The organism is Streptomyces sp. NPDC059564, assembly GCF_042735575.1.
GTDB lineage: Bacteria > Actinomycetota > Actinomycetes > Streptomycetales > Streptomycetaceae > Streptomyces.
The window spans coordinates 1-11,518 of record NZ_JBHWBP010000247.1; the positions used below are offsets into that span (position 1 = coordinate 1).

The 11,518-nt window shown below is 70.1% G+C and carries 12 protein-coding genes and 1 pseudogene; 10 read left to right on the forward strand and 3 right to left on the reverse strand.

Annotated elements, in window-relative coordinates:
- The first annotated feature begins 332 nt into the window (after positions 1–332).
- From ACFV0Q_RS29940 to ACFV0Q_RS29955, 4 genes are all read left to right on the forward strand, one after another.
- Positions 333–872 carry a hypothetical protein gene (locus ACFV0Q_RS29940; protein WP_385009492.1) on the forward strand — a complete coding sequence of 180 codons (540 nt, stop codon included), beginning with the start codon at positions 333–335 and terminating at the stop codon, positions 870–872.
- A gap of 333 nt (positions 873–1,205) precedes the next feature.
- Positions 1,206–1,391 carry a hypothetical protein gene (locus ACFV0Q_RS29945; protein ID WP_385009493.1) on the forward strand — a complete coding sequence of 62 codons (186 nt, stop codon included), beginning with the start codon at positions 1,206–1,208 and terminating at the stop codon, positions 1,389–1,391.
- A gap of 409 nt (positions 1,392–1,800) precedes the next feature.
- A complete protein-coding gene (locus tag ACFV0Q_RS29950) occupies positions 1,801–2,412 on the forward strand; it encodes a hypothetical protein (protein WP_385009494.1) in 612 nt (203 codons plus the stop codon).
- 163 nt (positions 2,413–2,575) lie between these two features.
- On the forward strand, positions 2,576–3,241 hold the full coding sequence (locus ACFV0Q_RS29955) for an HNH endonuclease family protein (protein WP_385009502.1): 666 nt from the start codon (positions 2,576–2,578) through the stop codon (positions 3,239–3,241).
- A gap of 151 nt (positions 3,242–3,392) precedes the next feature.
- Here ACFV0Q_RS29955 and ACFV0Q_RS29960 read toward each other — a convergent pair whose 3' ends face one another.
- The 3 genes from ACFV0Q_RS29960 to ACFV0Q_RS29970 form a co-directional block, all read right to left on the reverse strand.
- Positions 3,393–4,244 (reverse strand): MBL fold metallo-hydrolase, encoded by an 852-nt coding sequence (locus ACFV0Q_RS29960; RefSeq protein WP_385009495.1) that lies wholly within the window; start codon positions 4,242–4,244, stop codon positions 3,393–3,395.
- 566 nt (positions 4,245–4,810) lie between these two features.
- Positions 4,811–5,404: a GNAT family N-acetyltransferase gene (locus tag ACFV0Q_RS29965; RefSeq protein ID WP_385009496.1), complete on the reverse strand. Its 594-nt coding sequence runs from the start codon at positions 5,402–5,404 to the stop codon at positions 4,811–4,813.
- Positions 5,401–6,720: a hypothetical protein gene (locus ACFV0Q_RS29970; RefSeq protein ID WP_385009497.1), complete on the reverse strand. Its 1,320-nt coding sequence runs from the start codon at positions 6,718–6,720 to the stop codon at positions 5,401–5,403. The genes ACFV0Q_RS29965 and ACFV0Q_RS29970 overlap by 4 nt, the downstream gene beginning before the upstream one ends.
- 194 nt (positions 6,721–6,914) lie before the next feature.
- On the opposite strand from ACFV0Q_RS29970, the gene ACFV0Q_RS29975 reads away from it, so the two are divergent.
- From ACFV0Q_RS29975 to ACFV0Q_RS30000, 6 genes and pseudogenes are all read left to right on the forward strand, one after another.
- Positions 6,915–7,373, forward strand: a complete 459-nt coding sequence (locus ACFV0Q_RS29975) for a hypothetical protein (RefSeq protein ID WP_385009498.1) — start codon at positions 6,915–6,917, stop codon at positions 7,371–7,373.
- 233 nt (positions 7,374–7,606) lie between these two features.
- Positions 7,607–8,698, forward strand: a complete 1,092-nt coding sequence (locus ACFV0Q_RS29980) for an NAD-dependent epimerase/dehydratase family protein (protein WP_385009499.1) — start codon at positions 7,607–7,609, stop codon at positions 8,696–8,698.
- 117 nt (positions 8,699–8,815) lie between these two features.
- The gene (locus tag ACFV0Q_RS29985) at positions 8,816–9,526 is read left to right on the forward strand and encodes a transferase (protein WP_385009500.1); all 711 of its coding nucleotides are present in this window, start codon (positions 8,816–8,818) and stop codon (positions 9,524–9,526) included.
- Positions 9,527–9,588: 62 nt separating this feature from the next.
- A complete protein-coding gene (locus tag ACFV0Q_RS29990; RefSeq protein WP_385009503.1) occupies positions 9,589–10,065 on the forward strand; it encodes an RpiB/LacA/LacB family sugar-phosphate isomerase in 477 nt (158 codons plus the stop codon).
- Between the two features lie 37 nt (positions 10,066–10,102).
- Positions 10,103–11,311 (forward strand): DegT/DnrJ/EryC1/StrS family aminotransferase, encoded by a 1,209-nt coding sequence (locus tag ACFV0Q_RS29995; protein ID WP_385009501.1) that lies wholly within the window; start codon positions 10,103–10,105, stop codon positions 11,309–11,311.
- Positions 11,312–11,329: 18 nt separating this feature from the next.
- Positions 11,330–11,518 (forward strand): annotated as a pseudogene (locus ACFV0Q_RS30000) (radical SAM protein); the annotation flags it as partial.

Sequence of the window (11,518 nt, forward strand, 5' to 3'; positions counted from 1 at the left end):
GTTTATAAGACACCGCGCCACCCCCGGCGCCCGCCCGGGGGGGACTCCGCGGGGGTGGGGCGCCCCCGGCCACACCCCACCGCCTCCCCATCGCAGGTCACACCCCTGCCAGCCCAAAACTCACCGGCCGCGCGGTGACGTCACCACTCCCAAGTCACCGCCTCGCGCCCGCTCACCACACGGCAGCGGTGAGCGGGCGCAGCTGCCGCCGCGCGCATCCCTCTGGCCGGTGAGTGAGCAGCGGCCGGACAGCTGTCCGGGAGACGTCCCCCGTGAGGGGCGCCTTCGGTGCGGGCCCGTGTCGTCCTGGCCATGGCCGGCCTTGACCGGCCATGCACACCTCCAAGTACCCGCTGCTGGCCGCCGCGGCCACGTTCGCCGTCATCGCGGCCACAGCTTCCGCTGCCGCGACCCCGGCCGCTGCCACGCTCAGCTACCACTGCTCGACCAGCACCCAGACGATCGACGACTCCGGATACTCCGGCCCCGCCCCCGACAACTGGGACGTGACCATCCAGACCTGCGCAGCGCGCTCCGGCGGCATCGTCTACGCGTACGCGGACGTGAAATGGGACGGGCCCTCGTTCTACGCCACAACGCACGCAACCATCTTCGACGGGGCCAAGATCCGCGTGAAGATCATGCAGTCCCGCGAGGGCACCGACCCCGTCGTTGCCGAACGCGACTTCCAGCTCAAGGAGCATTTGGAGAAGGCAACGTCCAGCGGGGACCGTGACGGCCACTACCGCACCCCAGTGATCAGTCACCAGGCCGGGAGCGGCGCGTACGGGGACACGGTCCTCTTCCTGGACTGGCACAAGGACGGTCACGGCTACCGGGACCACGACTACAAGGGCTCGCCCACGGTCTGACGGGCCCCGGTCACCACAGTCTGTGCGTCCGAGGGACCGGCAAGCCGGTTCCTCCGCGGTGGGAAGTACGTCGCGGGCCGGGCCCGCTTCCCGGCCGTACGTCGAAGGTGTCGTAGTGGGTGCTGCGGATGGCCTGGTCGCAACGCCCGCAGATCCTTTCGGTGCTGCTCACCGCGAGCTGTCCACGGGACCGGTCCGCGCCCGCAGGACCGGGTGAGAACCAGTTGCCGATGCCTGCCGGGTGTCGTTGTGCGGGGCATGACGACGTTGACAGGCAGCGGTCCCGTGTTCGTGGTGATCCGGTGCCTGTTTTGCATGGGGATGAGCCGGGCGGTGGATGACGGGGAAGACGTGTCCCAGATCCTGGCCGACGGCCGTGCCCACGTCCTCGCGGAGCATCCAGGGGCCGAGGTGGCCCGCCTGCTGGACATCGAGCCGGGCCGCCCGTCCGGGGGCTGGACCACCCACCCGGGGTCGGCGGCCAGCTGGTTCAACGCCTCGTGGGACGCTGACTTCTGACGAGGGCGGACACCTTCCGGTGTGACCTTGCGGCCTACGGCGTGTGCCAGACCGCGTGGCCGCCGCCGTGCCATACGTTGAGGCCCTCGCCGTAGGGGGCGGCCGTGGCTGGAGGCGTCGGCGGCGGTTGACGCAGCGGTCACCGAGGACGCGAACGCGACCGGGCACAACCGCTACGAGGTTGGGAAGGCCCTGGTGACGGCGGCCGCGACGCCCGAGGCAGTGCCCGAGGCCAGGCCTGACCCGCCCCCGGCTGGGGGTCGTGTGTCTCGAAGCCAATTGAGAGCGGTGTCAGGTCGCTCATCCGTGGATTCGGGCCCGTGTGCCGGTCGGGTTGCGGCATCGTCGTTCTTCGGCGGTCCCGTCCGGAGCCGCAGGGAGAGCGGGTCGGGCAGCAGGAGGGACGTTCATGGGCGAGGGCGAGCGGGAGTCGTGGACGACGGAGGAGTTCGGCGCTTCCCACGAAGGCGCGGTCGGCGTGCTCCTTGAGGACGGGAGCGTGCCGGGCCCGGTGTACTTCGATTCCTGCTCGGGCTCGGGCGGGCAATCGGTGTCGCAGTGGAGTGTCTACGACGGACATACCCCGCGCGTACCCCGGGCGGCCGCGCTGCGTGCGGTGTGTTCCTGCGGCTGGACCGGCCCCGAACACCGCCTGGACTGGGAGGCGATCGGCGAGACGGACCTGGAGGAGGGTGGTGAGGAGCAGGCGGACGGGTGCCTGCGGGACTGGGACGGGCACACCGCCGACGTTGAGGCAACCACTGTTCCCCTGCCCGAGACCGTCACCACCCTGCTGGAGCGCCTGGAAGCAGAGATCGACAAGCTGACCAAGACCTCCCCGGTCGCCGCAGTGCGGGCGGCCCGCCGCCTGGAAGTGACCGCCGGGAGGGTCGGCTACTGGGCCGCCCGGGGTGCCCAGCACAATCTGACCCCGGTCCAGGCCGCGGCTGCGCTCGGCCTGGACGAGAACGCCGCACGGAAGTTGATGGCCCGATTCGGCCGCTGGAGCCCCTATATCTGAACTCCCGCCGGGCACGGGAGCGGGGGCGGTGACCGCCGGGGGTGGAGGTGGCCGCGGTGCAGTGGCGTTTCGCGGGTGATTCGGGTGTCCCGGGAGGGTGAATCCCCTGCCTGGGGCCTGTTGCTGAGGGTGTGGCAACGGATACAACCAGCGCATGATGATCATGATGCGGGCCGCGGTCGTGGCCGCGGCTCTTGCCCTGTCCCTGCCCGTTTCCGCCGCGCACGCCGCCGGGGAGCCCGCAGTCGTGCCACAGCTTCTGCCGATGGGTGCCGCGGTCTCCGCGCTTCTGCTCGCCGTCGAGGACCGGACCGGATATCAGCGCACCAGCTTCAAGCACTGGAACGCGGGGGCGAATCCGTCCGACGGCTGCAACACGCGGATGGAGGTGCTGATTGCGGAGGCGGTGGTGGCGCCGGAAGTCGGGCCGGGCTGCACACTGACCGGGGGTGTGTGGTGGTCGTACTACGATGACCGGGAGGTGACGCCCGCTGGGGCGCTGGACATCGACCACATGGTCCCGCTCGCCGAGGCCTGGGATTCAGGCGCCAGTTCGTGGACCGCACAAAGGCGCGAAGCGTACGCGAACGACCTCGGCCAGGAGGCCTCGCTGGTTGCGGTGACGGCCCGCTCGAACAGGAGCAAGGCGGATCAGGATCCGGCCCAGTGGCTGCCGCCGTCGGCGGAGGCGGTCTGCCGGTACGGCGCAGAGTGGACGGCGACCAAGCTCCGCTGGGGCCTGGCGGTGGATGAGCTGGAGCGCGACCGGCTGCTGGACATCGCGGCCGGCTGCGGGGACACGGCAGTGGAGTTCACCCCCGCCCCGTAAAACGCGCGCCGACGGGACCGAGGGCCGCCACCCCATCAGGGGCGGCGGCCCCCTTTTTTCATGTCGCCCCTCCGGGGTCGACTGCTGCGGCAGGCTCGCGGCTGCCCATGCTGCGCCCCTCGGAGCTTTGCTGAAGATGGCCAGGCCTGTCTCAGGCGAGCAGACCCAGACCGCTGTACCAGAGCGGTCCCGGGTTGAGCCGGTCACCGTGGAGCTCCATCATCTGGTTGAAGAATTCCAGCGGGGTCGGCTCCTCGGCGAGGAGCCGGATCGTGTCACGCAGGTACTGGCGGGTCTCGTCAAGGATCTTCGGGTCGTCGGGCAGGTCCTTGTTCTTGTGGCCGGCGACCACGTGGCGCGCGTTCAGCGCGGCAATCCGGTCGATTCCGTCGAGCCATGCCTGGAGTCCGCCGTTGCCCCCTTCGAGCATCATCTGGTGCACGCCGTTGTAGACGACGTCTCCGGCGACGACGAGGCCGATCGAGGGCACGTGGAGTACGGAGCTGTCGTCCGTGTCGGTGTGGCCGGTTTCAACCGCGCGCAGGACTTGGCCCTCCAGCCGGAAACCTTCTGCTGGCACGGGGACGGCGAGGACCGGGGTGTTCTCCGGGACCTGGGGGAAGGACTTCGCGAACCCCTCCTCCTTGCCCTTCAGCTGCTCGCGCATCTGCCGGATGGTGCCCTGGGTGGCGTACACGATGGTGCCGGCGTCGCCCAACTGGTCCAACAGCGTCGCGGTCCCGAACCAGTGGTCTGGATGACCGTGAGTGATGTAGACGAACGCGAGACGCTTGCCGGAGCGCGCCACGCCCTCCGCGACCTGTGCGATCTGGCCTTCGGTCAGTGGCGGGTCCACCAGGACGGCGTCTCGCTCCCCGTAGACCAGGGTGGACGAGATCGGTGAGGAGACGATCACGTCTCCGTTCGGCAGCCGCAGATCGACCTTCCTGGGAACGCCGTCCGAGACGAGGACCTCGTAGGACAAGGCAACGGGTTCGGGCATTTCGATGCTTCTTTCATGGCTGGGTGCATCCCCCGGGCCACTCTCGCGCATCGGGCGGCGGTACGCCCGGCGACCACACCCGGGCTTCCTGGACAACTACGACCGTGATGGCCATCTATCGGTCGTCGTCACAGTGATGTTTCCGTCACGGCTCGGTGGTCGGGCCGTCCGGTGTGTGATTGGGGTGCCTTTCGGCGCCGAGGCGGGCAGTGTGCCGCGCAACCTCGTCCGACACGGGCACGCGGGGCAGCTCTGCTGCCGGCTCCCGACTACGTGAAAGGTGCTGGGCTCCGGCCCGGCACGCAGTGCCCAGGACGACGACCACGGCAAGGGACGACAGCACCCAGGCCGGCTGACCGTAGCCGTATCGGCTGGCGCCCCAGCTCAGCAGGCTCAGAGCAAGGCTCAGAGCGATACCGCCCAAGACAATTCGCTCCCTGGCAGTCAGCGTCATTCGCCCGCCCCAATGCCCAAAGTCGCTGTGCCGTCACGTGTGGGTGCCAACGCTGAGTGTTCAAAATGTACCCAGACTTGGGGGGATCAGAAACAGGTGGTCGGGAGGTCCGTCACGCGTTCGCTGAGCTGGGGCTGTCGCTGCGGGTGTCGACCTGGAGGATCAGGAGGTCGTAGATCGGGCCGCTGGGTTCGTTGCGGTACGGGCCGGCGTAGGTGTAGCCGAGGCGGTCGTAGAGGGCGCGGCCGCGGGGGTTGTCGGGGCGGACGAGGAGTGAGGAGTATTCGGGGTTGACTGCCGTCAGGAGTTCTTCGTGGAGGCGGCTGCCGATGCCCTGTCCCTGCCACAGGGGTGTGACGGCGAGTTCGCACAGGCCCATGAGGCGGCCGGTCCTGATGTGTTGTGGGATCTGTGGGAGGAGTTCGGGCCCGTACCAGTACTCGGGGGTGGCGGGGAAGGCGTAGGCGAAGCCGATGGGGTTGCCGTGTGCGTAGGCGACGGTGAGGACGAAGCCTTCGCGGCGGGCGTGTCCGGTGATCTGGCGGCGCAGTGCTTCGGTGGAGAGGCCGTCGGTGGTGGCGCCGGGGGTGTCGACGAGTTCGGGGTGGGCGTCGGCCCAGGTGTCTGCGAGGGCGTCGAGCAGGGGTGGGACGTGGCCGGGTCCGTAGGTGCGGATCACGACGTTGTCGCGGGTGCTGGTGGTCACGCCTGTCCTCCTCCGGCATGGGCGATGGTGCGGTAGTGCTCGATCCAGTCGGCGACGGCCGGCACGCGTGCGTGGCGCTGGAGGGCTCCTGCCACGCCGTGCAGGGACTGCAGGAGTCGGTCCGAGCGGACGTCGGGCAGGAACGCGAGGACGCGTCCTGCCGCTTCGGCTGCCGCTTCCGGTTCGGGTCGGTCCCTGACTGCATGTTGGATGGCGATGTCGGCTGTGTACAGGGCGCGGTTGCGGGCGAAGGCGTCGCCGTGGAGGAGGACGGCCTGTTCGGCGCCGGCGGCGGCGCGTTCGTGCTGGCCGAGGTCGGCTCGGGCGAGGGATTCGAGTCCGGCGAGTTCGGCGGGGGTGAAGAATTCGAGCCAGTCGGGATCGGCTTCGGTGGGGCCTTTGGCGTAGTGGTGGTGGGCGCGGACGATGGCGGCGTCGGTGGCGGCGCGGTCGCCCATCAGCGCCCAGCCGCCTGCTTCGCGGGCGTGGAAGAGGGCGGTCATGCGGGGCGATCCGAGCGGGAGGGCAGCTGCCTGGGCGCCCTGGGCGTTGGCGACGGCTTCGCGGGGGCGTCCTTGGGCTTTGGCCAGGAGGGAGAGGCAGCCGAAGGCGTGGGCTTCGAGGGCGGGGTCGTCGGCGATGCGGGCGGCGGCAAGGGCTTCGCCGTAGAGGGAGTGCGCGTCGGCGGGACGGCCGCTGTCGTAGGAGAGCCAGCCGGCGGCGATGGAGAGCGCGCCGGTGGCAGAGCGCAGTTTCTGTCCGGAGCGTTCGGTGTAGGTGCCGGACTGGAGCCAGCTGTAGGCGGTGTGCAGGGCTTCACCGGCGGCCTTGCGCAGGGGGCCTGAGCCGTGGTTGTGGTCGTGCCCATACAGGGTGGTGACGGCGTGGGTGAGGGCGCGGACCTCGGTGGCACCGATCCGGCCGGGGCCACGGTTCGCGGCGGACAGCGGGAGGGCGAGGACGACACCTGTGCTGTCGCGGAAGAAGGTTCTGCGGTCCACCGGCTCGCCTCCGTTTTCCAGCTCGTGTGCTCGGGCCGCCGGACGGGATCGTGCCGAGGTCGGGCCTTCGGGGAGGCGGAAGCCGAGCTGGGCCATGGTCCGCCCGGTGAGTGCCGTCAGTACGCGTCGGTAAACCGCGCGGGGGCAGTCGACTTCTCCGTCTTCCCAGGCGGCGATCAGTCGCGCGGAGCAGCCGATGTTCTCGCCCATGGCCTTGGCCTGTTCGTTGAGGCATTTGGCGAGTTCGGGGCGAGACATCTGGAGCTCGTCTTCGCGCAGTGCGCGTAAGTCCAGGTTGGGTCGGCGTTCGGTCATGCCGGGCTCCGGGGGCATCCGCTGGGTGGGGTGCGGTGACCGTACCGCCCCCAGGCATGGTCTGCCCGGTCTTTGGGCGTTCTTCACCTTCCGGGCCGGAGTTGCATCGCTCTTTCATCGCGGGCGCGTCGCGGACGGTGTGCGGGCTGCGGTTGCTTGGAGGTCGGACATGACGACCGATCAGGGAGGCGGCTATGGAGAAGAAGTCCTTGTCCACCTGGCACGCGCTGGCTGCGGTGACCGAGCAGCGGCGCAAGCAGTGGCGTTTCGGCGGTGGCGGAGCGGGCTGGGTGCACTGCGGGCAGGCGTGGGACGCGCTCGCCATCAGCCCCATCGTCCTGGGCCTGGATGCACTGACCGATCTGGGGCTCAGCCCGCAGCGTGGCTATCCGGTGCTCGCCGACCACATGCGGGGGGTCTTGTACGTGATGGTGGCTCCGGGCACCGCGGCGTCGGCCGCGAGTCTGCCCCGTGTACGCGGCCTCTCCGTCGGTCATCAGCTGCTGGTTCCGTATGCCGAGGATGGCACCCCGAGCGCGCACTGGGTCAGCGCGCCACGTGAGGATCCGCCTCCCCTCATCCGAGCCGATCTGATCAGCGGCGCACTGATGCGCCTGACGTCCGCTGTCCGGGTCGAAAGAACAGCGTCGTGATCCACGGCGCCCTCACCGGCCTGCAAGCAGGGCTTGCCCTCACGGCACTGGCCCTTTCCCTCACGGAGGCACGACGGGCCGGTCGCCGCCAGGCTTCGCAACGTCCTCCTGCCCGTTCGTCCCCCCACACCTCATCCGCGTTCCCGCCAGCCAACAGCTCACCGTCGGCAGGCCCGCACAGCCTGGAAGCCACCCCCGTCACGTGTTCCGCCCGACCTGCTCAGGAGGCCCCCGTGTACGACCGTTCCCCCTTCACCGCCCTTGCCGGCTCCACTGTCCTGGTGACCGGCGGAGCCGGACTTATCGGCTCCCGCATCGCCGCTCAGCTGCGTCAGCTGAATGCGCGTCCGATCTCCCTGTGCACGATGGACGCCTACCCCGCGCACGTCTACACCGGCTCCTTCGGCGTCGACCCCACCGACCCGGACGTGGTCACCGGAGACGTACGGGATGCCGGACTGGTCCGCAAGCTCGTGGGTGAGTCGGACTACGTCATCCACGCCGCCGCGCTCGCCGACGTCGCCGCCTGTACCCGCGACCCGCTGACCGCGATCGACGTCAACATCGCCGGGACCCAGAGCGTGCTGGACGCCGTCGCCGCCAGCGACCGGGTCCGCCGGATGGTGTTCGTCTCCTCCGCCAGCGTCTACGGCGACGGCACACCTGAAGAGGCCACCAGCCCGGACCTGCTGACGATGCGGCAGCTCCTGGAGGCCGTTCATGGACGGATCCCGCCCCAGTTCCACGAGTCCCACGCCATGCGGCCCGTCTCTGTCTATGGCAACACCAAGATGTGGGGCGAGGAACAGACCAAGGTGGTCCTGGGGCAAGTCGGCACCTCGTACAGCATCGTCAGGTACTTCTCCGTTTACGGCGAGCCGCAGACGATCAAACCGCGGTCGCACTCGTGGGTGGTGGCCTGGTTCGCCGCCCGCGCCTCGCTCGGGCTGCCGCTGCACCTCAACGGTGGGGGCCGTCAGGTCCGCGACCTCACCCACGTCGATGACATCGCTGAGGGCACCCTGCGTGCGCTCACCAGCCCCCGCGCGCACACCGAGACGATCAACATCGGCACCGGGGTGGCGACCAGCATCCGCGATGTCGCCGACCTGGTCCGGGCCCACTATCCGGGCACCGCGCTGCTGGAGACACCGCTCCCGGCCGGGGACCCCCTGGGCGGGTACGCCTCGATCCGCCGCATGGAGAACATCCTGGGCTGGAAGCCGCAGGTGAGCGTCGCCGACGGGATCAGTCGCTACGTGCGGTGGCTGGACCGCACCCCGCAGGCCGCTCCCAGCTGGCTGACGGAACCCGCGACCGCCTAGAGCCTGCGGGCACGGCCCGGAGCCGGGCTCGGATCCACGCCCGGCGGGCCGTCCCGGCACCATAGCCGACTTCTCCAGCCGTCGGACAGCGGCTGACATTTGATGAAGGGGACGCCCATGACTTCGCTCCTGCTCGGCCAGTACATCACCGCTCCCACCCACGGACCGCTCGCCGCCACCCCGTATGGCAGCCTCGCCTCCTACGACCTGGCCGACTTCCTCGCGCAGTGGCCGGACCTCCACCGCAAGGCCCTCGCCGCGCTCGGCAGGGCAGGCCGCATCCACCCGACCGCGTACGTGCACCCTCAGGCGATCATCGGTGACGACGTGATCATCGGGCCCTACGCCCGGGTGTACGAGTTCTCCACCGTCCGCAAGGGCGCCGTCCTGTGCGCTGGCGCGTCGGTGGGCTTCAACTGCGAGGTGACCGCAGCGTTCGTCGGCGAAGGCACCGTCCTGGGCCACCGCATCGGCGTCAACCGCACGATCATCGGCGCCGACGCCCACCTCTCGGCGGGCGTGCAGGTGGCCGGCATCCACATGAGCGGCAACATGCGCTCGCCCGACCGCGAGGTCATCATCCGCACCGACACCGGCATCTACCGATGCGGGACGCCCCAGTTCGGGGCGGTTATCGGAGACGGGACCCAGACCGGCAGCAACATCAGCCTCGGGCCCGGCGTCGCGATCGGGCGCCACACCCAGATCAACAGCGGCGTCACGCTCGCGATCCGCGCCGTCCCCGAACACAGCGCCATCACGGCCCCCCACACCGCTCAGGCCCACGTTCACCCACGCCGGACCCATTCCTCCCGGGCCGCCCGGTGACCGGCCGATACCCCGACCCGTCCGGCAATCCCAGCGATCGCGGGCGGGCCGGACTTCAGCCCCTGCGCATCGCCGTCGGCTCCGACCGGGCCGGGCACTCCTTGAAGGAGGCCCTCACGGAACATCTGCGCGGGCACCCGATGGTCGCGTCCGTCCTCGATGTCGGAGTGGACGCCCACACTCAAAGGGCGTACCCGCAGATCGCGGTAGCAGCAGCCCGGCTCATTGCCGGGGAAGCGGTGGACCGGGCCGTCCTGGTCTGCCACACCGGCCTCGGGGTCGCCATCGCCGCGAACAAGGTCACCGGGATCCGGGCGGTGACCGCCCACGACGCGCTGTCCGTGCGGGCCGCGGTGCTGTCGAACGATGCGCAGGTGCTGGCCTTCGGCGCAGGCGTCATCGGGCTCGCGCTCGCCCGGCACCTGACCGACGAGTGGCTCGCCTGCCGCTTCGATCCGACGTCATCGGCGGCCCGCAAGGTCCAGATGATCATGGACCTCGAACCCGCTGGCCGAACCTCCGGCCCTCACCACCGCTGACCTGATGGCTTCAGGCCTGGATGAGGAGATCTGCTGCATGCCGACCAATCCCAGTACGGTGCCCCGCACGGCGGGGCCGTTGAAGGTCCCGGTGGAACCAGCCCAGGGCGGCTGGTACACAGCCGCCGAGTACGACGCCGTCCGTCTGGCCGTGACGGCGTCGGACGACTGGCGGACGGGCTGGCGGTCCGCCGAGTACGTGAGCGGCTTCGAGGACGCCTTCGCCGACTACACCGGCGCGAGCAGGGCGGTGGCGTTCAACTCCGGTGGCACCGCACTGGAGATGGTGCTCCGCGCCCTCGCGATCAGGTCGGGAGACGAGGTGATTTCCTGCGCGATCAACTTCGTGGGCCCGCACCTCGCCGTCATCGGCCAGGGCGGCCGCCTTCTCCTGGCCGAGCCGGACCCCCGCACCCTCAACCTCGACGCTGCCGATACGGAACGGCTGATGGGGCCGCACACCCGGGCCATCCTGATCACCCACTGGAACGGCGCGATCGCCGACATCAGGCGCTTCACGGAGCTCGCCGCCCTCCACCCGCACCCCGTCCACGGGCCGCCAGCCGTCATCGTGGACGCCGCCCGCGCCTGCGGCGGCCGCACCCCTTCCGGCAAGCGGGTCGGCGCCGAGGGCTGGGCGACCGTGTTCTCCTTCGAGTCGAAAAAGCTGATGACCACGTTCGGGCAGGGCGGCATGGTCACCACCGGCGACCATGACCTGGCCGAGCGCCTGCGGGCCCTGCGGACCTACGGCGGCCGCGACGGCTGGGGCACCAACCAGATGCTCACCAAGATCCAGGCCGCCGTGGGACTGGTCCAGCTCGCCCGCCTCGACGGCATGAACGCCGCCCGCATCAGCCGCGCCCACGAACGGACGGCCGCGCTCACGGACATCCCGGAACTCGTTCTGCCTCCGATGCTCGGTGAGAGCAGGCACCTGTACTACCGGCACAACCTGCTGGTTCCCCCATCGTGGGCCGGTGAAGGCCGAGACGAGCTCATGAACGTCCTCGCCACCCGGTACGGCGTCGGCAGCATCATCAGCGACCCCGTCACCTACCTCGGCCACGGCCTCATCCGCGCCCACACCGCCGGCCAGCAGTGCCCCCGCGCCGAACAGCTCGCCGCTCGCCTGCTGTGCCCGTGCCTGCACCCGCGCATGGAGCCCGCCGACGAGGACCTGGTCCGCGACAGCGTCCGCGCGGCCATCACCGACATCGCCTGCACCCGCCCCGCCGCCGCCTGAAAGAGGGGAGCCGTCCTCATGTCCCAGTTCCAGCAGGAAATCGACGCGATCCGCGCCCGGGAGATCCACCTCACCGACCCGTACACACCCCAAGACCCCGCCGGGCTGCTGCGGATGGTGTTCATGATCCCCTTCGGGCACGCCTTCAGCCTGATGGGCAACGGGCCCATGGGCCTGTACGACCTCATCAACCGCAGGACCGACATC